The organism is Congregibacter sp., assembly GCF_965660375.1.
In the GTDB taxonomy this organism is placed as follows: domain Bacteria; phylum Pseudomonadota; class Gammaproteobacteria; order Pseudomonadales; family Halieaceae; genus Congregibacter.
The window spans coordinates 39,663-65,167 of record NZ_CBFHZO010000087.1 but is presented as its reverse complement, the minus strand read 5'-3'; the positions used below and the strand labels follow the sequence as shown (position 1 = coordinate 65,167).

The window sequence follows — 25,505 nt, the reverse complement described above, 5'->3', positions numbered from 1 at the left end:
GCGCCAGCCTAGGAAAAGAAGCCAAAGCCCACGGCGAAAAGTTTCTCCACCGCATTGATTTTGTTCTTGTCCACGAGGAAAAGAATGACGTGGTCATCGGTCTCGACCAAAAGGTCATGGTGGGCAATAAGTACCTGTTCACCGCGGACAATGGCACCGATAGTCACGCTATCGGGCAGGGGGATTTCCTCAATGCGGCGACCCACCACCTTGGAAGAGTAAGCGTCTCCCCGTGCTACCAGCTCAATGGCCTCTGCCGCACCGCGGCGCAGGGCGTGCACGGCGCTGATGTCGCCCTTACGGACATAGGTGAGGAGGCTGCCAATGGTGATCTCCTGCGGGGATATCGCGATATCAATCTCGTCGCCCACAAGCTCTGCATAGGCAGGGTTCGTGATCAGCGTGATCACTTTTTTGGCACCCATGCGTTTTGCCAGCATCGACATCATGATGTTGGACTCGTCGTTGTTGGTCAGTGCGCAGAAAACATCCGTACGCTCAATGTTTTCTTCGGCAAGAAGAGCCGGTTCTGCCGCACTGCCGGCAATGACCAGGGTGTGCTTGAGCTGTTCCGACAACATACGGCAGCGGTCGCGGCTGAATTCGATAACTCTGACAGAAAAGTCTGTTTCCAGAGACTGTGCAAGGCGAGCGCCAATGTTCCCTCCTCCGGCAATCATGATGCGCTTGTAGGGCTTGTCGACGCGACGGAGCTCTGACGTCACCTGGCGTATGTGCTGGCTCGCTGCAATAAAAAACACTTCATCGTCAGCCTCCACCACCGTATCGCCCTTGGGAATAATCGCGCGATTCTGTCTGAAGATTGCCGCGACGCGCGTGTCGACCTTTGGCATGTGCTCACGAATGGTACTGAGCTCCTTGCCGACGATGGGCCCGCCGTGCACCGCCCGCACCGCTACCAGCTGCACCCGCCCCTCGGCAAAATCCAGCACCTGCAGGGCGCCGGGATTGACGATGAGCCGCTTGATGGATGATGTGATTAGCTGCTCCGGGCCAATGATGACGTCCACCGGAATGTTTTCCGGCGCAAACAGCCGTTCCTGATGATCGAGATAGGCCTGGGAGCGCACCCGGGAGATTTTTTGCGGCGTGCGGAAAAAGGTATGCGCTACCTGGCAGGCCATCATATTGATTTCGTCACTGTTGGTGACGGCAATGAGCATTTCTGCGTCTTTCGCACCCGCTTCCATCAGGGTGTCGGGGTGGGAAGCGCTGCCCGTAACGGTGCCGATATCCAGACTATCTTTTAAGGCCCGTAGGCGATCACTGTCGGTATCGACAATGGTAATGTCGTTTTTTTCGTTGGCCAGATGTTCTGCGAGCGTTCCGCCCACCTGTCCGGCACCGAGAATGATGATTTTCATGCCGCAAAGACCCTGCCACTGCAGTGGCTGCACAGTACTGCAATCAAAGGTCGCAATACAGGCCTCATAGTGGAAATCTTGCGCTCACTATTCCCGCTTCCTGACATCAGTCTGCCTTGTAGAGCATCGCAAAGTAGAGCCCGTCGCTGCCCTCTGCCTGAGGCAAAAGCTGCCGTCCATGGGCACAGGGTTGGGAAGCTTCCATCGCCAGAGGCTCTTCCCGGGCATCCCCTTGTCGGGCGAGGAATGCGGATAGGACCTCGCTATTCTCTTCGGGCAGGACTGAGCAGGTCACGTAAAGAAGGCGCCCTCCTGGCGCAAGCAGCGGCCAAAGTCCATCGAGGATGGCATTTTGCTGGAGCGCAAATCCTGAGGAGTCTTCGGGACGACGGAGAATTTTTACGTCGGGATGCCGACGGATAACACCGGTGGCAGAGCAGGGAACATCCAGAAGCATTGCGTCGAAGGGTGCCTGGGCACACAGTGTGGCTGAGGGGTGGGCGCCGTCTCCGGCCACAAGCGTTGCCTCAAAATTCAGCCGATCGAGGTTTTCCTGCACGCGTTCCAGGCGTCCTGCGCTGATGTCCATAGCGGTCAGCCGCGCATCATTTGGCTGCAGCTCGAGAATATGGCCGCTTTTTCCGCCGGGGGCGGCGCAGGCATCAAGAATGCGCTCTCCCGGTTGCGGCGCCAGCAACTGCGCTGCCATCTGTGCGGCCTCGTCCTGCACGCTGCACAGGCCCTCTGCAAAACCCGGCAGGGATGTGACATCTGCCGGCTGATCGAGCGTCAGTGCCGCAGCGCTGAGCTGCCCCGGCTGGGCCCCTATACCCCCTTTGTCGAGCATGTCGCGGTAGTCATCACGGCTCACCCGGGACAAATTCACGCGCAGCGTCATGGGTGGGTGACTGTTGTTGGCAAGAGCAATCTGCTCACGATACTCCGGCCAGTGCTCGCCCAGAGCGCCCCAGAGCCAGTCGGGGTGTGCGGCGTTTTGAGCCGCGGTTAGTTTCTCTATGAGCGCTGATTCCTCGCGCTGGAACCGGCGCAGCACGGCATTGAGTAAGCCCGATAGCTGACGCTTCTTCAGAACCATGGCGGCATCTACGGTAGCACTCACGGCAGCGTGCGCAGGTATTCGCATTTCTGTGAGCTGGTACAGACCCGCCAGGGCCAGGGCCTGAACATCACGATCCTTTGAGCGCAGCGGTTTTTGCAGCAGCTGTCTGAGCAAACCATCCAGGCGAGGGAGCTGACGCAGGGTTCCGTAGCTAATCTCACGGCACAGCGCCTGATCGCGCTCGGGGAGCTTGTCTAGCCGGGAATCAAAGGCGCGATCAAGGGATTCTCCCCGCATAACTTCAGCAATGATTCGCGCAGCGCAGGCACGTACCGCCGCGCCCGGTTTCATGCCTGGACGTCGGCACTGAAGTGATTGCCCGCCGCGAAAAGCGCACCGTGTCCCCGGAGTAAATCCCGGACTTTCATGGCTTTTGATCCCGCCATTTGCAGGCTTTCGAGAATGACGTTGCCATCGTCACAGCGCACGGCAATGCCATGTTCTGTGGCGTTCACGATGGTACCGGGAGTCGCGGTAGACAGGGGCGTTGCGGGTTTTGTGGTGGCGTGTGCTGCCCAGACCTTCACACGCTGGCCATTGAGAAAGGTGTGGCAACCCGGTGCGGGATTAAACGCGCGAATCCGTCGCGCGACTGCAGCGGCGGGTTGCGTCCAGTCGATGAGCGCTTCATCTTTACTGATTTTTGCTGCGTAGCAGGCATCATCATCATTCTGCCTTGTGGCCGCAGACAGCTGCGCTGGCAGGTCGTCCAATACCTTGAGCAATAGGGGAGGACCGATAGTCGCCAGCTCCTCGTAAAGATCTGCGCTGCTGGTTGTGTTGGTGATGGGGCAACGGCCTTTGGTCAGCATGGGACCCGTATCCAGTCCTGCGTCCATCAGCATGATTGTGACGCCACTTTCGGCGTCTCCCGCCTCGATGGCGCGTTGAATCGGCGCCGCGCCGCGCCATCGGGGGAGCAGCGAGCCGTGCACATTCAGACAACCATAGCGCGGCAGATCAAGGACGTCCTGGGGGAGGATCAGGCCGTAGGCCACCACAACAAGTGCGTCGAGTCTCAGCGCTCTTATCTCGGCCACGGCTTCCGGGTTACGAAGACTCGCAGGCTGCAGCAGCGGTACGCCATGGGCTTCGGCCAGCACTTTGACAGGACTCGGTCGGTCTTTCTTACCCCGCCCGGCGGGGCGGTCCGGCTGCGTCAATACCGCGACCAGCTCATGAGACGATTGAATCAGCGCGTCGAGATGCCGCGCCGCAAAGTCAGGGGTGCCAGCGAACGCCAGGCGCAAGGTGGACACCGGGGCTCAGGCTCGCAGCCGGTGAGCTTTTTCGAGCTTGCTGCGGATGCGGTTGCGCTTTAGCGGAGAGATGTAGTCGACAAACAGTTTGCCGTCCAGATGATCAATTTCGTGCTGGAGGCAAATGGCTGCAAGGCCGTCGAGCTCCTGACTAAAAGATTCGCCATCGCGGCCCAGGGCCTCGACGCGGATTTTCTGCGGCCGGTTGACCTCTTCATAAAAGCCGGGCACCGACAGACAGCCTTCGTCGTAGCTCCCAAGGGTGTCGTCGAGAACAGTGACTTCGGGGTTGATGAATACCATGGGCTGGTCGCGGTTCTGGGAGATATCGAGAACCAGCAGGCGTTTGTGCACATTCACCTGCGTCGCCGCCAGGCCAATGCCCGAGGCTTCGTACATGGTCTCAGTCATGTTATCGATAAGTGCCCGGAGGTCGTCATCAACCGCTTCCACGGGTTTTGCCACCGTGCGAAGACGCGGATCCGGAAATTCTAAAATGTCGAGGACTGCCATGAATCAAACTTCTACCGTAGACTGCGATAGTATAACGTGGACATTTGTGCGGGAACACTGCGCAAGCTCCGTGCCCGGGAGAGCGACCGATGACAGAACGGCTGATTGACACCCCCTCAGCGCTTTTTAAGAGCAGCCCCGCCCTTCGTGGTTGGTGGCAAAGTGCGCTTCTTGTATTTGCATTGCTTCTGCCGGGACTAAGCCCCGCACAGGACGCGTCTGTGCGTGCCGACGCGCCCCAGAGTTACCTCGTTAAAAAAGGCGATACCCTGTGGAGCATTGCCGATATGTTTCTGGAACAACCCTGGCTCTGGCCGGAAGTCTGGGATGTGAACCCGCAGATTGATAACCCGCACCTGATTTTTCCCGGTGACACCCTTTATCTGAGCTATGTCGATGGTCGTCCTCGCCTCTCCCTGTCCCGTGGTCGAGATGTGAAGCTGACGCCAAATATGCGCGTGACTCCCCTGGATCTGGCAATACCGGTCATCCCCCTGGATGACATTGATGCTTTTCTTATGCGTCACCGCATCATTGGCCCCGAAGAGCTGGAAAACTCATCGTATGTGGTTGCGGGTGGACAGGAGCATTTGATTACTGCCAACGGCGACACCATCTATGGCCGCGGTTACTTCCCCGAAGACGAGCGCGCCTATGGCATCTATCGTGCCGGCGATGTGTATCGCGATCCCCTTACCCTCGAGGTATTGGGGTATCAGGCACAGGACATTGGCAATGCACAGGCCAAGAGCAGCCTTTCTGACCCCGTTGTAGAACTGGAAGTGACGCGGGTGACCGAGGAAGTCCGGATTAGCGATCGCCTCCTACCCCTTGATGAGCGAATTCTGGACGCCACTTTCCAACCCCGTGCACCGGATTCGGATATCGAAGACGCTTTCATGATTGCTGTGGATGGGGGAGTCACCCAAATCGGCACCTGGGACATCGTGGTCCTGAACAAAGGAGCACGGGAAGGACTCGAAATAGGTCATGTGTTGGCGATTTACCAGACCGGTGAAGTCGTCTTTGATGAAGTCGCACAAAACAACGTGAGCCTCCCCGACGTGCGTGCAGGCCTTGCCATGGTTTTCGAGGTAGCGGACAAGGCCAGTTACGCGCTGGTCCTCAAATCCAACCGCCCGCTGAAAGTGATGGACAAAGTTAAAAACCCCTGACGTAAGCTTCCGGGTCATGGATGACATGACCCGAAAACAATTTCAGACACTCCTCGGTTGGTCGGGGGCCCAAACTCAGGGTCTGGGCGGCCTGCTTCTTGAGTACCGTTCGCCTGATTTACTTTTTTCCGCCGACTGGCAGAGTGAGGCCGTTAAAGACCAGTTAGTCACGCTCCCGAATGCCACTCAGAATATGCTGCTACGGGCCCGGAAAAACTGGCCCCGACCTAATCCCCGTGCGTCTTCTTCTTTCAGTCACCGCGCGGAATCGCATGCATTCATTCCCTTGGGTGATCATCGGTATCCCCGGGCTCTCAAAGCTATTCCTGATCCGCCGCCATGGCTTTTCTGTCACGGTGACCCCGCCTGTTTGGCACAGCCTGCGGTAGCTATCGTAGGGAGTCGCCGGGCCAGTCATGGCGGCTTACGTGCGGCCCATGGAATTGCCGAGCGTCTCGCGGCTGCGGGTTACACCGTGTGTTCCGGTCTTGCATTGGGTATTGATGCCGCTGCTCACCGGGGGGCGCTGGAGAGCGGCTATACCGCCGCAGTGCTCGCGTCGGGTCTGGATCAGGCTTCGCCGCTGCGCCATCGCAGATTGGCAGAAGACATAGCGACGTCGGGCTGCGTGGTTACAGAGCTCCCCGCCGGAATGCCTCCATCGAAGCATCAGTTTCCCCGACGAAATCGCATCATCAGCGGATTGGCGCAGGGGACCATCATCGTTGAGGCAGCACTGCCCAGTGGCTCCCTGCACACCGCGGCGGCGGCTCTGGAACAGGGGCGGGAGGTCTATACACTGCCGTGGTCGATTTTTCATGACCAGGGCGCCGGTTGCCGGCGTTTGCTCAGGGATGGCGCAACACCCATAACCTCCATGGACGAACTTGCCAGTTTGTTTCCCGGGGTAGCCCAAGAGGCCGTACAGGGCATGCCTTCCCCCGGAGGGGTTGCCTCTAAAATTCTTCAGATGCTGGGTGACGATGGTTTGTCCATGCACCGTTTGCAGGCCGCTATGGATATGCCCGCCCCTGAACTTCTTGCTCTTCTGAGCGATCTGGAGGTGCAGGGTTGGCTTCGCAATATCGATGGACGCTATTGTCGCAATGACTGCAAGCCTTGTCAGCGCCAGATCAGTTGCTAGAATCGGCGCCCGTCCCCGAGCCTCGTCAAGATACATGTCTCAAGCTCCGTCTTTTCGTATGCGATTGTGTGCCAACGCTCTGGCGGCGGGGGGCGTGATTGCCTGCCCGACAGAGGCAGTTTGGGGTCTGAGCTGCGACCCTTTTAGCGATCAGGCGGTGCAGCGCCTGCTGGATTTAAAACAGCGACCGGCGCACAAAGGACTGATTTTGGTGGCGGCTGACGAAGCGCAGCTGAATTTTTTACTCGAAGGTTTGCCCGAGTCTCTGCGCCAGAAAGTGCGTGTGTCCTGGCCGGGGCCAAACACCTGGCTGGTTCCCCATCGTGGGCGGGTCTCGCCCCTGGTGCACGGCCGCTTTGAGAGTGTGGCGGTGCGGGTGAGCGGGCACCCCGAAGTGCGGGCCCTGTGCCGCACGCACGGAAGCCCGTTAGTATCCAGCTCTGCAAACGTGGCGGGCAGTCCGGCACCCAAGACCTTGCTGGCGGTGCGGAATTATTTTGGTGGGCGCCTTGATGCTGTTCTGCCAGGGCAGGTGGGCAGCGCCCATCGCCCTTCGGTGATTCGCGATGTTTTTACCGACGAGGTTTTTCGTGCCTAGGCGTACTTCAAAATTCCCAGAGAGCGGCGGACACCCCACAATAAAAGGATCTGCGCTATGAGCGAGATGATCGAACCGATAAAAGAATACCTCCTGGGCCTCCAGGACAGCATTTGCGAAAGTCTTGCGCAGGTGGATGGTGGCGCTGAGTTCACCATAGAGGAGTGGGATCGTCCCGAAGGTGGTGGTGGGCGAAGCCGCGTCCTGAGCGACGGCGCAGTATTGGAAAAGGCCGGTGTTAATTTTTCCCACGTCATGGGCGCTCAGCTCCCTGGTTCTGCCACGGCTGCGCGTCCGGAACTTGCCGGCCGCAGTTACCAGGCCATGGGTGTCTCCCTGGTGATTCATCCGCGTAATCCCTATGCACCCACCTCCCATGCGAATGTGCGGTTGTTCATTGCAGAAAAGCCGGGTGAAGAACCCGTATGGTGGTTTGGTGGTGGCTATGACCTCACGCCCTATTACGGCTTCGAAGAAGACTGCGTGCATTGGCATAAAACCGCCGCAGACGCTTGCGCCCCCTTTGGTGACGACGTATACCCGAAGTATAAAAAGTGGTGCGACGAATACTTTTATCTCAAACACCGGGATGAGCCCCGGGGTGTCGGTGGTCTGTTTTACGACGACCTGAACAGTTGGGACTTTGACACCTGTTTTGCATTCATGCGTGCCGTAGGAGATTCCTATCTGGCCGCTTACCGTCCCATCCTCGAGCGTCGTAAAGACACACCTTATGAGGACCGCGAGCGACAGTTCCAACTGTACCGCCGGGGCCGCTACGTGGAGTTCAATCTTGTTTTTGATCGCGGCACGCTGTTTGGCCTGCAATCCAATGGGCGCACCGAAGCGATACTGATGTCGCTGCCACCCTTGGTGCGCTGGGAGTATGCCTTCAAGCCTGAGCCCGGCACCGAGGAGGCCCGGCTCACGGACTATTTTCTCACGGGACGGGACTGGCTCAGCAGCGGCAAAATCGGTGCCGGCTCATGAGTGACAATATGCGATTTGCGGTGTTTGGCAATCCTATCAAACACAGTCGTTCGCCGATGATTCACGCGGCGTTTGCCCGCCAGTGCGATGTGAAGCTGGAGTATCGCGCCTTGCGTGTTGAACTGAATGATTTCCAGCGAGCCGTTTCTGCGTTCTTTGATGCCGGAGGCAGTGGTCTCAATATCACGGTGCCTTTTAAAGAGCAGGCAGCCGCCATGGCGACGGAGCTCACAGCCCGCGCAGCGCGGGCAACCGCAGTGAATACCTTGTGGCGGGATGATGAGGGCGTGTTGCACGGTGATACCACGGACGGCGTAGGTCTGGTGCGGGATATGGTGGCCAATTTAGGCTGGCGCATGCAGGGTCAGCGGGTTCTTATTGTTGGCGCCGGAGGCGCGGTTCGCGGGGTCCTTGAGCCCCTTATGCGTGAACTACCCGCCTCAGTGCATATTGTTAATCGTACGGTGGAGCGTGCAGAAACCCTGGCGTCGGAGTTTGGCGTTTTGGGGAACATCTCTGCCGGTGGCTACGATGATTTGGCTGCGCAGCAGTATGATCTGGTTATCAACGCGAACAGCGCCGGGCTCAGCGGCGAGTTCCCGGCGCTGCCGTCGGGTATCCTCGGGGAGCGTTCCTGCTGCTACGACTTGCTATACGGTGCTGAGCCCACCGCATTTATGCGCTGGGCTGCGCAAAATGCCGCCTGGGCGGTGAGTGATGGACTGGGCATGCTGGTAGAGCAGGCAGCCGAGGCTTTTTATGTGTGGCACCGCTGCCGTCCGGAAACCCAGCCGGTGATTCAACAGCTCCGGGGCGTGTTGGCCGCCGCGGCCTGAAGTAATCTGGCTCAACAGTGGCGAGAATCAACAGCGGCTTTAACTAGTCGCTATCGCCAAATAACAGATCGAGTTCATCGATGTGCTGATCTTTCAGGCGCACGTAGTTACCTGCGCTGTAGCTGAAGAATGCCACTTCACTGTCAGTGAGTTTGCGCACCTGTTTGGCCGGTGATCCGGCGTAGAGGTAACCACTCTCGAGGCGCTTTTTGGGCGTGACGAGGGCGCCGGCAGCGATGACCACGTTGTCTTCAACGACCGCGCCATCCATTACCACCGCGCCCATGCCTACTAGGATTCGGTTGCCGAGAGTGCAGCCATGAAGCGTCGCGTTATGTCCGATAGTCACTTCCTCGCCAATGGTGAGGGGCCAACCCGCGGGGTTGAAATCGCTGGCGTGGGTAATATGCAGCACGCTGCCGTCCTGGACACTGGTTCGTGCGCCGACACGTATGGAGTGCATATCGCCGCGAATGATGGTTCCGGGCCAAACTGACACATCATCTCCGAGGAGAACATCCCCTGACACCACGGCGCTGGGATCAATAAGAACCCGATTGCCCAGCTTCGGCGTATGACCTCCAAAGCTGCGCAGACTTGTCTTGGTGTAATGCTTGAGCATCGTCGCCGGTGCCTCCTTTTTTGTTGGTCAAAAGCGGTGGTGCGAGAGGGTGATAAAAGATGCCCATTATTGGGGTGTCAAAATTGTCGCGTCAAACGGGGCGACAGGCCCACCGCTTTGTAAGCGGGTCTGCTTTTTAACGCTAGGGAAAATAGATGAGTGGTTTTCAAACGCAAAGACGCTTTATAGCGGGCGCTGTCTGCCCCCGCTGTGCTGAAATGGACAAGATTGTCGTTGATCTTGAGAGTGATGAAAGGGAATGCGTCGCCTGCGGTTTTCGCGAGGGGCGTCCCGCGGAAGCCGCGCCGGAAGAAGTTAAAACCCGCGTCAATCGGCCATCGGCAAGACGGGTAGAGACAGCCGCAGAGGTCGTCAGACTGCTGGACCCGGCCGCCCCTCCAGCCAGCGATGATGATGGGTAAAGTACCAGAAGCTCAGTGCCAGCGTGGCGCCACGGCTGGCATTGAATGCCGCAAAGGATAACCAAAGGCCGTGATTTTCAAGACCTGCTGTTGCGTACCAGCAGGGTAAATAGATCAGAAATGCGCTGAAGAGCATGCCTAACATCATAGCTCGCGTCGCGCCGGCACCAATAAACAAGCCATCGAGCAGGTAACTGGGTGCTGCCAACAGGGGAAGGGCCACCAGCCAGAGTCCGTGGGCATTCATAATGGCCAGCACCTTGGGCAGGCTTGTGAGCATGGGAAATAACCAGGGCTTCCCAATCAGGATTAGGGCGCTGATAAGCAGCGCTGAGACCATCGTCCACCAGGCGCAGCGCCTGCTTACCCGGAAGAATCTCGCCAGATCGCCACCACCTAAGGCCTCCCCTGCCAACCCCTCCGCGGCGTAGGCAAAGCCGTCCATGGCAAAAGCAGCAAAAAGGAGAAACTGCATCATCACGGCATTGGCAGCAACCACCTGTGGGCCCAGGTTCTCCCCCGCCGCAGTGAAGAAGGCAAAGGCAAAAAGCAGGCTCAGGGTCCGAAAGAAAAGATTGAGATTACTGCGCAACAGCCGCCGGTAGGGGCCGGGAACACGGAGTTGGGTCCACAGAGCGCGGGTCAACAGCAACGCCAGCTGCTTTCTCAGCCCCACCACCACAATCAGAAGCCCCAGGTATTCTGCGATCACTGTCGCGATTGCCGCACCGGTACTGGCCAGTCCCAGCCCCAGAATGAAAAACGCATCGAGAGCGATGTTGCTCAGGTTGGTGATGATCAGGATTCGCATGGGCCACCGGGTATCCTGATGGCCGATAAACCAGCCGAATGCCGTGTAAGTCAGCAAAACCGCTGGAGCGCTGAGAAGCCGCAGGGAAGCGTAGTGATGGGCGGTTTCCCGAATCTCCCTTCCGGTACCCATGATGGTGAAGCCCAGCTCTAACAGGGGGACCTGCAATAGCAGTAGTAAGCCTGCGATAGCCAGGGCGATGAGGCTCGAGCGAGCCAATACCAATAGCGCCCGCTGGGGGTCTTTTGCACCGTTTGCCCGCGCTACCTCACCGGTGGTTCCCATACGCAGGAAACTGAACCCCCAGTAAAGAAAGGATAAAACGGCGCTTCCGACCGCAACCGCGGCCAGGTGTAGAGGGCTGTCCAGGTGTCCAAGGAGACTCGCATCGACAAGGCCCAGCAAGGGAATGGAAACGTTTGCAATGATCGCAGGCCAGGCTATGGCCCATATCTTGGCATCCAGGCCAGTATCAATCGCTACATCTTGGGGTTTTTCCCGTTGCAGAACTGTGTCCCTCGGCCTTTGATTAAATTGCTTGTAAATCAGCGCGTTAGTAGGTTTATGGATTGGCTTTCGCTATAATCGCCTCGCCTCAGGGGGAAGCGGCGTTCGTGTCGCAACTATTACAACATTAAAAAGCCTGTCGCCGTCAGTGATGTAAGCCCGGGGGAAACACGGTTTACAGCTGGCGAAAAAAAACACACCGAAGTTGTCTCTGCGCGATATTTCGCGTGGGACCTGTGCCTAGGCGCGCCTCCTTTACAAACTTTGGATGGGCTTCTGGGTTTTGAAGGTGTGCCAGCGAAGTGAACCCGGATTCGCTGGAAACAAGTTTTGGAGTCCCAGGAGCAGTGGCAAACTGCTGTCGGGGCGCGACGATAAAAGATAGTTCGATGGAGACCCGGTAATGCAGGGAACAATCAACCGAGCACTGGCACCGTTAGTCAAAAACCAGGGTACAGCTGCTCTTCACAAGCTAACCGCTGCGATTTTCACGGCAATGGCACTGTTTGCAGGCGCTGCACAGGGCGCAGGTAATGACACCAGCTCAGTAAACATGAGTCCGGGAGTCACTGCGGTAGGTCAGTCAATCTTTGACCTTCACATGATCATCCTATGGATTTGCGTCATCATCGGCGTTGCCGTTTTTGCCGTGATGTTCTACTCCATTATTTACCATCGGAAATCCCGGGGTGTGGTACCCGCGCAGTTTCATGAGAGCACCAAGGTTGAGATCGCCTGGACAGTGGTTCCCTTCCTCATCCTTATAGGCATGGCAGTGCCTGCAACATCCACACTCCTCGACATCTACGATTTCGAAGACGCGGAGATGGATATCCTTGTTACCGGATATCAGTGGAAGTGGAAATACGAGTACCTGAATGAAGATGGCGAAAACGTCACCTTCTTTAGTAATCTGCAGACACCCCAGTCGGAGATTTACAACTCAGCGGAGAAAAACGAGAACTACCTGTTGGAAGTGGATGAGCCCGTCGTCATCCCCGTGAATACCAAAGTGCGCTTCCTGGTCACTGCCAACGACGTTATCCATGCCTGGTGGGTTCCCGAACTGGCCGTGAAAAAAGACGCGGTACCCGGATTTATCAACGAAACCTGGACGATGGCTGAGGAAGAAGGCATTTATCGAGGCCAGTGTGCCGAGCTCTGCGGCAAGGACCACGGTTTTATGCCCATTGTTGTCAAAGTGGTCAGTCAGGAAGAGTACGCCGACTGGCTGGGCGGCAAGCAGGAAGAAGCGGCACAGGTCCGTGAGCTCATGGCCCAGACTTTCACCATGGACGAGTTGATGGCCCGAGGTAAGGAAGTCTATGACCGCGCCTGTCTCGCTTGCCACGGTGCCAATGGTGAAGGTGGCGTCGGTAATGCCATTGCCGGGTCTGCGGTAGCGACCGGCGAGCTTGGCCAGCACCTGAATATTGGTATCAACGGTGTGGCCGGATCGGCTATGCAGGCTTTTGGTGGGCAGATCAATGATGTCGAGATGGCGGCAGTGATTACCTACCAGCGCAACGCATTCGGCAACAACATGGGCGACATGGTTCAGCCCATCGATGTATTTAATTACAAGAAGGGTTGAGGGGAGTATTAACGATGGCACACGGACCCGCTAAAGGCATCAGCCGCTGGCTGTTTACTACCAACCACAAGGACATCGGCACGATGTACCTGTGGTTTTCCTTCGCAATGTTCATTCTGGGTGGCGCTTTCGCGATGATTATTCGCGCCGAGCTTTTCCAGCCCGGTATGCAGCTTGTGGAGCCCGCGTTTTTTAATCAGATGACCACACTTCACGGACTCGTTATGGTGTTCGGGGCGATCATGCCTTCCTTTGTGGGTCTGGCCAACTGGTTGATTCCCATGATGATCGGCGCGCCGGATATGGCGTTGCCGCGTATGAACAACTGGAGCTTCTGGATTCTTCCTCCAGCGTTCCTGATGCTCGCCTCTACGCTGTTCATGGAAGGCGGAGCCCCTGCCTTCGGCTGGACTTTTTACGCACCCCTCTCAACGACCTACGCTGCTCCTTCGGTCACCTTCTTTATCTTTGCGATTCACATCCTTGGTCTGTCCTCCATCATGGGCTCGATCAACATCATCGCGACCGTAATGAACATGCGCGCACCGGGCATGAGCTACATGAAGATGCCGCTGTTCGTATGGACCTGGTTGATTACTGCTTTCCTGCTGGTAGCGGTTATGCCGGTACTCGCCGGAGCGGTGACCATGATGCTCATGGATATCCACTTTGGTACCAGCTTCTTCTCAGCGGCCGGTGGTGGTGACCCCGTCCTGTTCCAGCACATCTTCTGGTTCTTTGGTCACCCTGAGGTGTACATCATCATTCTGCCGGCCTTTGGTGTGGTGTCTCAGATCATCCCCGCCTTCAGCCGCAAGCCGCTGTTCGGTTACGACTCCATGGTCTATGCCACCGCAGCCATTGCATTCCTGTCGTTCATCGTCTGGGCCCACCACATGTATACCGTGGGTATGCCGGTAGCCGGTGAGCTGTTCTTCATGTATGCAACGATGCTGATTGCGGTGCCCACCGGGGTGAAGGTGTTCAACTGGGTCAGCACCATGTGGCGCGGCGCCCTGTCCTTTGAGACACCCATGCTGTTCTGCCTGGGCTTCCTCGTGCTTTTCACCATTGGTGGTTTCACCGGTCTTATGCTGTCCATCGCGCCCGCCGACTTCCAGTATCACGATAGCTACTTCGTGGTTGCCCACTTTCACTACGTGATGGTTGCCGGTGCGGTGTTCTCCATGTCGGCAGCTGTGTACTACTGGCTCCCCAAGTGGTGCGGCAAGATGTACAACGAAGCCATGGGTAAAACCCACTTCTGGATTTCGTTTATTGGCTTCAACATCACCTTCTTCCCCCAGCACTTTGTGGGACTGGCAGGAATGCCCCGCCGTATTCCGGATTACGCCTTGCAGTTTGCGGACTTCAACATGATGTCCTCGATCGGCGCGTTCATTTACGGCGGCTCGCAGATTCTCTTCCTCTACAACGTGGTTGCGACCATCGTAGCGGGCAAGCCTGTGAGCGACGAGAAGGTCTGGGACGGTGCAGAAGGACTGGAATGGACGGTGGCTACGCCAGCGCCCTACCACACCTTTGAGGTGCCGCCGACGATCAACCCTGAGCACGCGCACTCGTAATCGTTTGGCACCCGGGAAGAGATTTGAGCAGCCATAGAGCACTATGATCCGCGTGAGCAACAATCCGTCTATCGATACCGTCATCAAGCTGGTGGCGGTCGCGGTAGCGATGTTTGCCTTCGTGTTTGTGGTGATGGTGCCCCTGTACAACGTGCTTTGTGATGCTCTTGGCATCAACGGCAAGACCTCGGGTGAGGTGTATACCGCTGTGCAGGCGGGTGTGGACGAGAGCCGGGAGATTACCATTCAGTTCGTAGCTACGAACAATGATGGCATGCCCTGGGAGTTTCGACCCTCCGACACCATGATGCGCGTTAATCCCGGTGCATCCAATGACACGGTGTTTCTTGCGCGCAATCCATTGCCCCAGGCGATGGTTGCCCAGGCAATCCCAAGTGTTTCACCTTCGCGCGCTGCCGAATATTTTCACAAGACCGAATGCTTTTGCTTTAACCAGCAGCCGCTGGACGGACGCAGCTCGGCAGAGATGCCGCTGCAGTTTATTATCGATCGCGAGCTGCCGCGGGATATCAAGACAATCACATTGTCCTATACCTTGTTTGATGTGACAGATATGGCGCAGGGCGCCGTCGCTGCACGCTAACGGCTGTCGGTCAGGGGGACCGGCGGTTTAACTGGAGAAAAAATTCAATGACAAGCCAGACCTCCACAGAATACGAGAAGTATTACGTACCAGAGAAAAGCTCGCTCGCTGTCATGGCGACTATCGGCCTTGTGCTCAGTGTTTTTGGTGCTGCCAACTTCATCAATCAATTGACCTTTGGTGAGGCTGGCGAGGCTTCCCCTGCCATTCTTTACAGTGGTCTTTTTGTCTTCGCGGCGACCTTGTTTGTGTGGTTTCGCACCACGATCCGCGAAAATATTGCGGGCATGGCCAGTGGCCAGCTCAAGAAGTCCTACGTGCTGGGCATGTACTGGTTCATCTTTTCAGAAGTGATGTTCTTTGCTGCGTTCTTTGGCGTGCTGTTTTATGTTCGCAATCTCGCAGGTCCCTGGCTGGCCGCAGAGGGTGAAGGTGGACGCATGAACTATCTGCTCTGGGAAGGCTTTCAGTTCAGCTGGCCCATGATGCAGACGCCGCAGGAAGCGGTCGGTGGCGCGGCGGATCAGCTCATCGCAAACAATGGATCTTTTGCCAGCGCGAAGCAGAGCATGTCCTTTGCTGAAGCTCATCACTGGTATGCCTGGTTGCCGCTGTGGAACACCCTCATCCTGCTCTCTTCTTCGGTCACCGTGCATATCGCCCACACCGGCCTGCTGAACAATGACAAGAAGAAATTCAATCTGTGGTTAGGCGCCACCGTAGCGCTGGGTGTGTTGTTCGTGATTCTGCAAATTGCAGAATACTACGAAGCTTATGCGCACTTCGGCCTGACTCTGAACTCAGGTATCTACGGATCCACCTTCTTCATGCTCACCGGGTTCCACGGGTTTCATGTGTTCATGGGTATGACCATGCTGGCAATTCAGCTAATCCGATCATTGCGTGGCGGGCACTTTACTGCGGCGGATCATTTTGGTTTTGAGGCGTCGAGCTGGTATTGGCACTTCGTAGACGTGGTCTGGGTCTTCCTGTTCCTCTTCGTCTACATCCTGTAAGTGAGCTACTGATCCGTAGCCGGAACTGATGAAGCGGCTCCTTGGGGGCCGCTGTCCCAGGGATTGCGATGACCGAGCTGCCCCGTCGCAACACCAAAGATAATCAAGCTCATTAAACCTATCGCCAGCCCGAGCCGTACACCCAGTGAATTGAGTGTGCGGCGTTTTGTTTTGTCCCCCTGATCAATCATCAGGAAGTACGCACCACTGACGAGGCTGCCCACCAGCATCACCATGAAAAGCACGATCAGAAATTTCAGCACAGCGGGCACCTTGTTAAAACCAAACTCACAGTATAGCGAAGCGTCGCCGTTAACGGTTTTACCCGGGGGTTTATCTTGTCCGCGTTGAAGCTCGATCTGGAATGGCGCACAACGCTAATGACCCTGCTGTTGTTTCCCGGGCTTATTGCTCTCGGATTCTGGCAGTTGGATCGGGCGCAGGAAAAATCTGACATTGCGCTGCGCGAGAGAGATCGGGCCCAGGCGGCCGCGGTGACTGTGGCAGAGCTAAGATCCATGCCTACTGCGGAGCGGGCCTATCGCAAGGTGCGCCTGGAGGGACATTATCTGGCGGACGCGGTGGTACTGCTGGACAATCAGATTCGTGATGGTCGCTATGGGCATGATGCCTTCGGTCTGTTTTTTGACCGGTCCAGTGGCCAGTATGTTTTATTAAACCGTGGTTGGGTGCCGGGAGATTCTTCCCGTCGCAGCGTTCCTGAGGTAGCGGTGCCTGCGGGTGATATTGTCCTGACCGCCTCTGCCTACGTACCGCCGGGGGATCCCTACCTTCTTGCGGCAGAGCAGTTTCCATCGCTGGAATGGCCTTTGCTCGTGCAGACCGTTTCATCACCTGCATTGCGAGAATTGCTGCGCAAGGAGATTGGCGAAAATCTCCTTGCGACGGAGTTGCGCCTTGAGCCCCGGGAGCCCACGGGCTTTCGCCGCGATTGGCCGGTGGTAAACGTATCCCCGGAAAAACACCAGGGTTATGCACTTCAATGGTTTACCATGGCGGCCGCTTTGGCGGTGTTCTTCCTACTTCGCAGCAGTAATATTCTGAGTCTCGGGCGGTCCAGCGGCCAGACAGACCGCCCGGCTGACCCACCGAAAGAAAAAGAGGAGTAATAAGTTCGTGGACCGCCCAAACAATCAAAATGCGGTATCGGCTGTACCTGAGCCGGGCAGCGGCCGTATGACCTTGCTGCTCATCGCGGGTATCCCCGTGATCGTTATCCTTGCGGCAAGCTGGATGTGGTACTTCGTGGCCAACGGTCAGCTCGATCTGGTGGGGGCCCTGGGTACCGCTAATCGAGGTCAGCTCGTGCAACCACCCCGCCAGGCAACGGAAGCGGGTTGGTATGACGCCGATGGTGAACCCTTCGCTACCGGTACCTCGGCTAAGTGGTCGTTGGTGATACCCCAGCGCGGAGGGATTTGTAACTCGGCCTGCGAGCAGCGCCTGTATGAGGTGCGACAGATTCACATGGCACTGGGAAAAGAGATGGGCCGTGCACAACGCCTCATGGTTACCGATGCTGCCCTGGACGACGTGACACTTAACGTCGAGGCCTTGAGTGACCAGCGCCCGCTCCCCGATAATTTTGCGACCTATGTCGACAGAGAGCAGCGCGGTATGAGTCTTTGGCATGCCGGAACCGATGGGTTCTCGACAATGTTCCCGGAATACGCCGAGTACCCGGACAGCTGGTACGTCATGGACCCTGCAGGCTGGGTGATGATGCGTTACGACCAGTCCGTGAGCTACAAGGATGTTATTTCCGATCTCAAATTCCTGATGAAGAATTCCAATGGCTGAGTCCATGAGTGTTTCCAGCGATGCTTCCGACTCCCGCGCCACCTGGCGGGACTACAAGGAGCTAACCAAGCCCGGAGTGGTGGCATTATTGATTCTCACATCGGTGATCGGCATGTGTATGGCCGTGCCGGGGTGGGTTCCACTGGACGTACTCATACTGGGCAATCTGGGTATCGCTCTGTGCGCGGCAGCTGCGGCTGCGGTTAATCATGTGGTTGACCAGAGGATTGATCAGCGCATGGCGCGCACCCGAAACAGGCCTCTTGCCAAGGGGCGTGTGAGCAACCGCAACGCCATTATTTTTGCTCTGGCTCTTGGCGTTGCCGGTATGGCTATTCTCCTCATCTGGATTAATGCCCTCACGGCCTGGCTGACCTTTGCGTCCCTGGTGGGATATGCATTTATCTACACGCTGTTTTTGAAGCGGGCGACACCGCAGAATATTGTGATTGGCGGTCTCGCGGGCGCTGCGCCGCCACTCCTTGGATGGACTGCGGTCACCGGTGAGGTGCATGGCCACGCACTATTACTGGTGCTGATTATTTTTGCCTGGACGCCACCCCACTTCTGGGCCCTGGCGATTCACCGCCGTGAAGAGTATGCGCTGGTGGACATACCCATGCTTCCGGTTACCCACGGTGTGCGGTTTACGCAGCTGCACATCATGCTCTATACCATTCTGATGTTTCTGATCACGCTTATGCCTTTCGTTACGCGTTTGAGTAGTTGGCTGTATCTGGCCGGTGCGGTGGTTCTTGGGCTGCGGTTTTTTTACTGGTCCATAGAAATCTGGCGGGAAAAAAACCCAAAGGCCCCGATCTATGCCTTTAAATATTCCATCACCTATCTCATGTTGCTGTTTCTGATTATGCTGCTTGATCATTATCTTGTTCCACTGCCGGCCTACCCCGTATGACGACTACCCGGGAACAGAGTCAGCGTCGGGGGGTTGTGATGACCATCGCGGCGGTACTCGTGTTTATGCTCATTGTTGTTGCGGGCTTTATTCACCGCATCGGCCAGCCGCGCCTAATGTCTGACGGCGAGCTCCAGGCCAACGGGCTTTATCTCATGGACCCGCCGCGGGATTTCGGTGACTTTGCCCTGACAGACCACCGAGGGCAGCCTTTTACTCCCGCTGCTCTGGAGGATCAGTGGACCCTGGTGTTTTTTGGTTTTACCAACTGTCCGGATGTCTGTCCCACCACCATGGCGTTTCTTGACCAGTTTGTGGGTCAGCTTGAAGGTACGGAAGCCAAAGATACCAAGGTGGTCATGATCAGTGTGGACCCGGGTCGCGATACCGTCGAGAAGCTGGCGAGTTATGTGCCCTATTTCAACGAGGACTTCAGGGGTGTCACCGGCGAGTTCCTGGATCTGTTCCGTTTTGCTACCGCACTTAACACGCCTTTCCGAAAAGTGCCCGGCCAGGGTGAGGACTATCAGGTTGACCACAGCGCAAACGTAGTCCTGATAAACCCCCGCGGGCATTATCATGGCTTTTTTAAAGCCCCGCTGGATCTTGCAAAAATGAAAGTCACCTATCGCGCGGCGCGCTACATCTGGGACCGTTGACAGAGCGGTAGGCTGACAGGAGCCTGAAAACGATATGAGCGACAAGAAGCCTTTGATCCTGGTTGACGGGTCCTCTTACCTCTATCGTGCCTATCACGCCCTCCCGCCCCTTACGAACTCCAAAGGCGCGGCTACCGGCGCGGTCAAAGGCGTTATCAATATGATTCGCCGCCTGCAAAAAGACTACCCGCAGAGCACCATTGCTGTGGTCTTTGACGCAAAGGGCAAAACCTTCCGCGATGATATCTATCCTCAGTACAAGGCTAATCGGCCGCCCATGCCCGATGACCTTCGGGAGCAGATTGAACCCATCCACGCCATTGTGCGGGGCATGGGTTTGCCCCTTCTCTGTGAGCCGGGTGTCGAGGCGGATGACGTTATCGGGACTCTCGCCAGGGAAGCGAGTGAGGCTGGCTGTCCGGTGATTGTCTCCACCGGCGACAAGGACATGGCCCAGCTGGTCAACGACCGGGTCACGCTGGTGAACACCATGAATGACACGCTTATGGATCCCCAGGGCGTGGTGGACAAATTCGGCATTCCCCCGGAGCTGATTATCGATCTTCTCGCGCTCATGGGTGACAAGGTGGACAACATTCCCGGTGTGCCCGGTGTGGGAGAAAAAACTGCCCTCGGTCTGCTCCAGGGTCTCGGCGGTCTGGACCAGATTTACGACGCTCTCGATGAAGTGCAAACCCTGGCTTTTCGTGGCGCCAAAACCATGGCAGCCAAGCTGGAGAAAGAGCGGGACAACGCCTATCTGTCTTACAAGCTCGCGACGATTGCTACTGATTTGGAGCTCCCGCTGGTTTATGCAGATCTTGAAAATGGTGCGCCGGACAACACTGCGCTGCTGGAGTTGTATCGCGAACTTGAATTTAAAGGCTGGATCGATGAGCTTGAGACCGCCGCGTCTGGTGACAGTGACGTAGCGCTGGAGACCGATACCCGCGAACAAAACTATGTAACCGTATTGGACCAGGCAACGTTTGATGATTGGCTGGCGCGCTTGTCAAAGGCTCCGCTCTTTGCCTTCGATACTGAAACAACCAGCCTCAACTACATGGAAGCAGATATCGTCGGACTCTCCTTTGCCGTGGAGCGCGGAGAGGCGGCCTATGTGCCCCTCGCTCACAGCTATCCCGGTGCGCCGGCGCAACTTGATCGTGCTGCGATTCTGGCGGCATTAAAACCCCTGCTGGAAGACCCTGCAAAACCCAAGCTCGGCCAGAACCTGAAGTACGACGCCAGTGTGTTGGCGCGCTACGATATCAACATGCAGGGCATTGCCTTTGACACCATGCTCGAGTCCTACGTGCTGGACTCCACGGGTACGCGTCACGATATGGACAGCCTTGCGCTAAAGTACCTCGGTCGCAGTACCACCCATTTTGAAGAGGTGGCGGGCAAGGGAGCGAAGCAGATCACCTTCGATCAGGTGGGCATCGACCAGGCGGCGCCCTATGCTGCGGAAGATGCCGAGGTCACTCTCGCGCTTCACGAAACCCTCTGGCCCAAACTGCAGGAATCTGCGGGCCTGGTGAGCGTTTTCTCTGACATTGAACTGCCCCTGGTGCCAGTGCTCTCGCGCATGGAGCGAACCGGCGCGCTGCTGGATGAGGAGCGTTTGTGGGAGCAGAGCCGTGAGTTGGGAGGGCGCCTTCAGGCACTGGAAGAAGAGGCCCACAATCTGGCTGGCCAGGTATTTAATCTCGGGTCGCCCAAGCAGTTGGGTCAGATACTTTTTGAGAAGCTGGAGCTTCCCGTCATCAAAAAGACACCCAAGGGGGCGCCTTCCACCGCCGAGGAGGTGCTGCAGGAATTGGCGCTGGACTACCCCCTGCCCAAGTTGCTTATCGAGCACCGGGGTCTGTCCAAGCTCAAGTCCACCTACACGGACAAGCTGCCGGGCATGATAAATCCACGCACCGGGCGGATTCACACCTCCTATCATCAGGCTGTGACAGCCACGGGACGTCTGTCGTCTTCAGATCCCAACTTACAAAACATACCCATTCGCACTGAAGAAGGCCGGCGTATTCGTCAGGCGTTTATTGCCGCTGAGGGTTACCGTGTGGTGGCGGCAGATTATTCGCAGATTGAGCTGCGTATCATGGCTCATCTGTCCAAAGACGCAGGTCTCCTTGAGGCATTCAGGGAAAACCTGGACGTCCACAGTGCTACTGCCGCGGAGGTCTTTGGCGTGTCGCTGGACGCGGTGTCCAGTGAGCAGCGACGGAAAGCCAAGGCAATTAATTTTGGCTTGATTTACGGCATGTCAGCTTTCGGTCTTGCCCGGCAGTTACGCCTGGATCGCGGCGAGGCCCAGCGTTATATCGACGTGTATTTCGAGCGCTATCCAGGTGTGCGGGAGTATATGGATAATACCCGAGCGCTTGCCCACGAGCAGGGCTACGTAGAAACACTCTTCGGCCGACGTCTGTATCTGCCGGAAATCAACGTGCGCAACAAAAACCGCCAGCAGGCGGCGGAAAGAACCGCCATCAATGCGCCCATGCAGGGCACGGCGGCAGATATCATTAAAAGAGCCATGATCACCGTTGATCAGTGGATCGCCGACGATAGCGTCGATGCACGGATGATCATGCAAGTTCACGACGAATTGGTGCTAGAGGTTGCAGAGGGCCAGCTCGATCCGGTCTGTGATGAGTTGTGCAAGCAAATGTCAGCAGCCGCAGAACTCGCGGTCCCTCTACTCGTCGAAGTGGGCCGCGGTGCCAACTGGGATGAAGCCCATTAAATTTTTTTCACTCGCTTTGGAACTTCTTCCTCTGACCGCCCTCAAACTTATCGTGACAATGAAGTGAAGTGCATTGTTTCGGAACGCTGGTTAGCATGGTTTCCAGTGTTCAAACCCCTTGAGACCCTGACTGCCCGGTTGCTTTTCTCCTCGTTTTGCAACCGGGCCTTTTTTTGCCCGCAATTCCAGACAGCCCGTCATTTACAGGTCGTGAGCGATCACGTGGCCGCGTCGCTCGCTGCTTGCGCTTTTACGCTTCGCGCCACGGCCACGCGCTCGCTCACTGCGTGCGAGACAAACCGCGAGCAATCGCGGCAGTGCCCCGCTCGCTGCTGTCGCTTCTACGCTTCGCGAAACACTCCCGCGCTTGCTCGCTGGGCACAACGCCAGCGAATCAGCGTGTGGTGGCGTTCACGCACCGATCACCCAAGTCTTTTCGGGAAGTGAACGCCACCACACGATGGTTCGCGGAACGTTTACGTAGGAGAGCATTCGGGTCGGTCTAGGAAGCTTCGACTTCGTCGTCAGGATCGTCTTCATACACCGAGGTATCCGTGAGCCACTTATCGAGCGTAGCGATAAGCTCCCCGTGTCCCTGGTGTTTCAGCGCCGAAAACAGCTGGCAGGTGACCAGCTCACCGAGATGGGCGACGTTGTTCCTGACTTTGAGAAGGGTCTGCTTCCCTGCGCCTTTGGACAGCTTGTCACACTTGGTGAGGAGCATGTGGACGGGCATATCGGCTTCCGCGGCCCAGCTCAGCATTTGCTGGTCGAAGGGCTGCAGGGGGTGGCGGCAGTCAGATAGCAGGATAAGACCCCGCAGGCTCTGCCGCTCCTGAAGGTAGGCTTCCATCTGCCTGGTCCAGTCCTGCTTGAGTTTTTGCGGTACTTTGGCATATCCGTAGCCTGGCAGGTCGACAATGCGTTGCTGCTCGCCGACGGTAAAAAAGTTGATGAGCTGAGTCCGACCCGGTGTTTTGGAGGTGCGCGCGAGCTTATGGTTTTGCGTCAGGCTGTTTATGGCACTGCTTTTACCGGCGTTTGAGCGTCCCGCGAAGGCCACTTCCCAGCCAGCATCCTCAGGACACTGGCTTACTTTGGCGGCACTGGTGAGGAATGATGCCTTGCGATACGCCGGTTTACCGGGGGGGGCTTCGGCAAGAGGCTCTTCGTGATGATTTGTTGGGGTATCCATCTTGAGTATAATAGCGCGCCCTTTGTAAAGAGGGGCATGAATTATGGGGCGTCTCTCGCACTAATTTGATCCGGCTCTTGACCCGATGTTGAGGCCGCGCGAGGAACGCCAACTTTGACCACTGGGAGGTGTGTACCGTGAAGAAAGTCATCCTGGCCGCTGCGGTAGCGGTATTGTCTATGGCTGCTCAGGCAGAGCCGAATATGGAAAAGTACGGTAAAAGCTGCTCCGTCTGCCACGCTGCCGGTGTAGCCGGGGCCCCAAAAACAGGTGATGCATCGGCCTGGGAGCCTCGTCTGGCCAAAGGCATGGATGCACTGATGGCGTCCGTAAAGAACGGTCTCAATGCAATGCCTCCCATGGGTATGTGCTTTGACTGTTCTGACGACGAGTACATGGAACTGATCAAGTACATGTCTGCACCGGCTGAATAAGCAGTCGGTAATAGAGAGTAGGGATTCTGAAATTATGAAAAAGCTGCTTGTTCTTAGAGCGTTCATTTTTGGCGCAGCCGTAAGCACAGTGACTGTTCAGGCCGCTGAAATTCTCAAGGGTGACCCGGTCGCCGGCGAGCAAAAAGCCGTGGCCTGTGGTGCCTGTCATGGCGCTGACGGAAACAGTGCGGTCGCCATGTTTCCCAAGCTTGCCGGACTGGGCGAAAAGTACTTGCTGAAGCAAACGCAGTACATTCGCGATGGTGTACGTCCGGTAGCCCAGATGGCCGGCCAGGTCGACAACATGTCTGATCAGGATCTTGCGGACATTGCCGCATACTTTGACAGTCAGCCCCGTGGTGTCGAGAAAGCCGATCCGGAGCTCGTTGCTTTGGGTGAAAAGGTTTACCGAGCTGGCGTTGCAGAGCGTAACGTGGCGGCGTGTATTGCATGTCATGGCGCGCGAGGTGCCGGTAACGCACCCGCGGGCTTCCCGGCGCTGGGTGGGCAGCATGCCGATTATGTGGCTACTCAACTCAAGGCGTACCGTAAAGGTTACGAGGATCCCGCGGGACGGGTAACCGGCGGAGATACCAAGATCATGCGCAGCAACGCCTTTGGCCTTTCCGATATGGAAATTGAAGCGGTCGCGGCATACGTGTCCGGGCTTAACTAACGCAGGCGAGTCCGCGCAATAGACGTCTGGACGGCCCGCACTGCGGGCCGTTTTTCGTTGATAGTGGCGTTGCTGTGAACCAGAGGCAGGATCCCGGGCTGTGCCCAAAAGGCGAACTTTTCGTTAGGATGCCTGTCCCAATATTCAATCCCAAGACAATTCTGGAGAACATTATGTTCAAGCGTATTTGCTTTGCTGCCGTTGCGATGCTTGCCATGCAGCTGGCGACTCTGTCAGCCCAGGCACAAGACGACAACTATGTGGCGGGGGAACATTACGATGTCATTTCTCCGGCTATCCGCGGTAGTTCTGACAAGATCGAGGTTACGGAGTTTTTCTGGTACGGCTGTGGCCATTGCTACAACTTCGAGCCTCAGCTGTCTCAATGGAAAAAAGGATTGGCGGATGATGTTGTCGTAAAAGGCTCTCCGGCGATGTGGAATGGCCTCATGGAAATCCACGCAAAGGCGTTTTACGCAGCAGAAGCGCTGGGTGTGTTGGACAAGATGCACATGCCGCTGTTTCAGGCGATCAATGTCGATCGCAAGCGTTTGGCCGACGAAGATGAGCTCGCTGACCTGTTTGCCGCAAATGGTGTGTCCCGTGAAGACTTTTCAAAGGCCTATAACTCTTTCGGCGTGGGAAGCCAGGCCCGACAGGCAAACGCGCGGGCCCGCGCCGCGAAAATCACCGGTACGCCTGAATTGATGGTGGCGGGTAAGTATCGCATCAGCACGCGAAAGGCCGGCGGTCAGGCAAACATGCTCAAGATCGCTGATTTTCTCATCGAGAAAGAACGCGCCCTGCAGATGGCAAGTTCCGGGTCCTGATTACCTGAATGAGAGTACGCCCCGCCGCTTT

At 56.9% G+C, this 25,505-nt stretch carries 26 protein-coding genes; 18 read left to right on the top strand and 8 right to left on the bottom strand.

Features of this window, described 5'->3' with window-relative positions:
- Positions 1-8: 8 nt before the first annotated feature.
- From trkA to def, 4 genes are all read right to left on the bottom strand, one after another.
- Entirely contained in the window at positions 9-1,385 is a 1,377-nt protein-coding gene (gene trkA, locus ACTG3T_RS08145; protein WP_439101768.1) for a Trk system potassium transporter TrkA, read from the bottom strand.
- A 106-nt stretch (positions 1,386-1,491) separates the two neighbouring features.
- Complete coding sequence (gene rsmB, locus ACTG3T_RS08140; protein WP_439101767.1) at positions 1,492-2,796, bottom strand: 16S rRNA (cytosine(967)-C(5))-methyltransferase RsmB; 1,305 nt, start codon at positions 2,794-2,796, stop codon at positions 1,492-1,494.
- On the bottom strand, positions 2,793-3,764 hold the full coding sequence (gene fmt, locus ACTG3T_RS08135) for a methionyl-tRNA formyltransferase (protein WP_439101766.1): 972 nt from the start codon (positions 3,762-3,764) through the stop codon (positions 2,793-2,795). Before fmt ends, rsmB begins: the two co-directional genes overlap by 4 nt.
- A gap of 6 nt (positions 3,765-3,770) precedes the next feature.
- Positions 3,771-4,277 carry a peptide deformylase gene (def, locus tag ACTG3T_RS08130; protein WP_439101765.1) on the bottom strand — a complete coding sequence of 169 codons (507 nt, stop codon included), beginning with the start codon at positions 4,275-4,277 and terminating at the stop codon, positions 3,771-3,773.
- An 89-nt stretch (positions 4,278-4,366) separates the two neighbouring features.
- Here def and ACTG3T_RS08125 point away from each other — a divergent pair, with 89 nt between their 5' ends.
- The 5 genes from ACTG3T_RS08125 to aroE are packed head-to-tail and all read left to right on the top strand — an operon-like array spanning position 4,367 to position 9,020.
- Positions 4,367-5,452, top strand: coding sequence for a LysM peptidoglycan-binding domain-containing protein (locus tag ACTG3T_RS08125; protein WP_439101764.1), 1,086 nt, complete (start codon positions 4,367-4,369; stop codon positions 5,450-5,452).
- A gap of 25 nt (positions 5,453-5,477) precedes the next feature.
- Positions 5,478-6,596 carry a DNA-processing protein DprA gene (gene dprA, locus ACTG3T_RS08120; protein ID WP_439101763.1) on the top strand — a complete coding sequence of 373 codons (1,119 nt, stop codon included), beginning with the start codon at positions 5,478-5,480 and terminating at the stop codon, positions 6,594-6,596.
- A 58-nt stretch (positions 6,597-6,654) separates the two neighbouring features.
- Positions 6,655-7,194, top strand: a complete 540-nt coding sequence (locus ACTG3T_RS08115) for an L-threonylcarbamoyladenylate synthase (protein ID WP_439101762.1) — start codon at positions 6,655-6,657, stop codon at positions 7,192-7,194.
- A 57-nt stretch (positions 7,195-7,251) separates the two neighbouring features.
- A complete protein-coding gene (gene hemF, locus ACTG3T_RS08110; RefSeq protein ID WP_439101761.1) occupies positions 7,252-8,184 on the top strand; it encodes an oxygen-dependent coproporphyrinogen oxidase in 933 nt (310 codons plus the stop codon).
- Positions 8,181-9,020, top strand: a complete 840-nt coding sequence (gene aroE, locus ACTG3T_RS08105; protein WP_439101760.1) for a shikimate dehydrogenase — start codon at positions 8,181-8,183, stop codon at positions 9,018-9,020. Before hemF ends, aroE begins: the two co-directional genes overlap by 4 nt.
- A gap of 43 nt (positions 9,021-9,063) precedes the next feature.
- Here aroE and ACTG3T_RS08100 read toward each other — a convergent pair whose 3' ends face one another.
- On the bottom strand, positions 9,064-9,642 hold the full coding sequence (locus tag ACTG3T_RS08100) for a gamma carbonic anhydrase family protein (protein WP_439101759.1): 579 nt from the start codon (positions 9,640-9,642) through the stop codon (positions 9,064-9,066).
- A 155-nt stretch (positions 9,643-9,797) separates the two neighbouring features.
- Between ACTG3T_RS08100 and ACTG3T_RS08095 the strand changes: the two genes are divergently transcribed.
- Positions 9,798-10,064: a YheV family putative metal-binding protein gene (locus ACTG3T_RS08095; protein WP_439101758.1), complete on the top strand. Its 267-nt coding sequence runs from the start codon at positions 9,798-9,800 to the stop codon at positions 10,062-10,064.
- On the opposite strand, the gene ACTG3T_RS08090 is transcribed toward ACTG3T_RS08095, so the two are convergent.
- A complete protein-coding gene (locus tag ACTG3T_RS08090; protein WP_439101780.1) occupies positions 10,015-11,301 on the bottom strand; it encodes an MATE family efflux transporter in 1,287 nt (428 codons plus the stop codon). The genes ACTG3T_RS08095 and ACTG3T_RS08090 overlap by 50 nt on opposite strands.
- Before the next feature lie 577 nt (positions 11,302-11,878).
- Here ACTG3T_RS08090 and coxB point away from each other — a divergent pair.
- Genes coxB through ACTG3T_RS08070 form a run of 4 tightly spaced genes read left to right on the top strand, consistent with a single transcriptional unit; the run spans position 11,879 to position 16,182 of the window.
- Positions 11,879-12,976, top strand: coding sequence for a cytochrome c oxidase subunit II (gene coxB, locus ACTG3T_RS08085; protein ID WP_439101779.1), 1,098 nt, complete (start codon positions 11,879-11,881; stop codon positions 12,974-12,976).
- A gap of 14 nt (positions 12,977-12,990) precedes the next feature.
- Positions 12,991-14,562: a cytochrome c oxidase subunit I gene (ctaD, locus tag ACTG3T_RS08080; protein ID WP_439101757.1), complete on the top strand. Its 1,572-nt coding sequence runs from the start codon at positions 12,991-12,993 to the stop codon at positions 14,560-14,562.
- Between the two features lie 43 nt (positions 14,563-14,605).
- On the top strand, positions 14,606-15,166 hold the full coding sequence (locus ACTG3T_RS08075) for a cytochrome c oxidase assembly protein (RefSeq protein WP_439101756.1): 561 nt from the start codon (positions 14,606-14,608) through the stop codon (positions 15,164-15,166).
- A 47-nt stretch (positions 15,167-15,213) separates the two neighbouring features.
- Entirely contained in the window at positions 15,214-16,182 is a 969-nt protein-coding gene (locus ACTG3T_RS08070; protein WP_439101755.1) for a cytochrome c oxidase subunit 3, read from the top strand.
- 5 nt (positions 16,183-16,187) lie between these two features.
- On the opposite strand, the gene ACTG3T_RS08065 is transcribed toward ACTG3T_RS08070, so the two are convergent.
- Positions 16,188-16,445 (bottom strand): DUF2909 domain-containing protein, encoded by a 258-nt coding sequence (locus tag ACTG3T_RS08065; RefSeq protein ID WP_439101754.1) that lies wholly within the window; start codon positions 16,443-16,445, stop codon positions 16,188-16,190.
- Positions 16,446-16,520: 75 nt separating this feature from the next.
- Between ACTG3T_RS08065 and ACTG3T_RS08060 the strand changes: the two genes are divergently transcribed.
- From ACTG3T_RS08060 to polA, 5 genes are read left to right on the top strand one after another with little or no spacing between them, the layout of a single operon-like run.
- Positions 16,521-17,312 (top strand): SURF1 family protein, encoded by a 792-nt coding sequence (locus tag ACTG3T_RS08060; RefSeq protein ID WP_439101753.1) that lies wholly within the window; start codon positions 16,521-16,523, stop codon positions 17,310-17,312.
- A 7-nt stretch (positions 17,313-17,319) separates the two neighbouring features.
- The gene (locus tag ACTG3T_RS08055; RefSeq protein ID WP_439101752.1) at positions 17,320-18,003 is read left to right on the top strand and encodes a hypothetical protein; all 684 of its coding nucleotides are present in this window, start codon (positions 17,320-17,322) and stop codon (positions 18,001-18,003) included.
- Entirely contained in the window at positions 17,996-18,919 is a 924-nt protein-coding gene (gene cyoE, locus ACTG3T_RS08050; RefSeq protein WP_439101751.1) for a heme o synthase, read from the top strand. Before ACTG3T_RS08055 ends, cyoE begins: the two co-directional genes overlap by 8 nt.
- A complete protein-coding gene (locus ACTG3T_RS08045) occupies positions 18,916-19,578 on the top strand; it encodes an SCO family protein (protein WP_439101750.1) in 663 nt (220 codons plus the stop codon). The genes cyoE and ACTG3T_RS08045 overlap by 4 nt, the downstream gene beginning before the upstream one ends.
- Positions 19,579-19,612: 34 nt before the next feature.
- The gene (gene polA / locus ACTG3T_RS08040; RefSeq protein ID WP_439101749.1) at positions 19,613-22,339 is read left to right on the top strand and encodes a DNA polymerase I; all 2,727 of its coding nucleotides are present in this window, start codon (positions 19,613-19,615) and stop codon (positions 22,337-22,339) included.
- 502 nt (positions 22,340-22,841) lie between these two features.
- On the opposite strand, the gene yihA is transcribed toward polA, so the two are convergent.
- On the bottom strand, positions 22,842-23,534 hold the full coding sequence (gene yihA / locus ACTG3T_RS08035) for a ribosome biogenesis GTP-binding protein YihA/YsxC (protein ID WP_439101748.1): 693 nt from the start codon (positions 23,532-23,534) through the stop codon (positions 22,842-22,844).
- Positions 23,535-23,671: 137 nt separating this feature from the next.
- Between yihA and ACTG3T_RS08030 the strand changes: the two genes are divergently transcribed.
- From ACTG3T_RS08030 to ACTG3T_RS08020, 3 genes are all read left to right on the top strand, one after another.
- Complete coding sequence (locus tag ACTG3T_RS08030; RefSeq protein ID WP_439101747.1) at positions 23,672-23,968, top strand: c-type cytochrome; 297 nt, start codon at positions 23,672-23,674, stop codon at positions 23,966-23,968.
- Positions 23,969-24,002: 34 nt separating this feature from the next.
- Positions 24,003-24,644: a c-type cytochrome gene (locus tag ACTG3T_RS08025; protein WP_439101746.1), complete on the top strand. Its 642-nt coding sequence runs from the start codon at positions 24,003-24,005 to the stop codon at positions 24,642-24,644.
- A gap of 173 nt (positions 24,645-24,817) precedes the next feature.
- The gene (locus ACTG3T_RS08020; RefSeq protein ID WP_439101745.1) at positions 24,818-25,474 is read left to right on the top strand and encodes a thiol:disulfide interchange protein DsbA/DsbL; all 657 of its coding nucleotides are present in this window, start codon (positions 24,818-24,820) and stop codon (positions 25,472-25,474) included.
- Positions 25,475-25,505 lie beyond the last annotated feature (31 nt).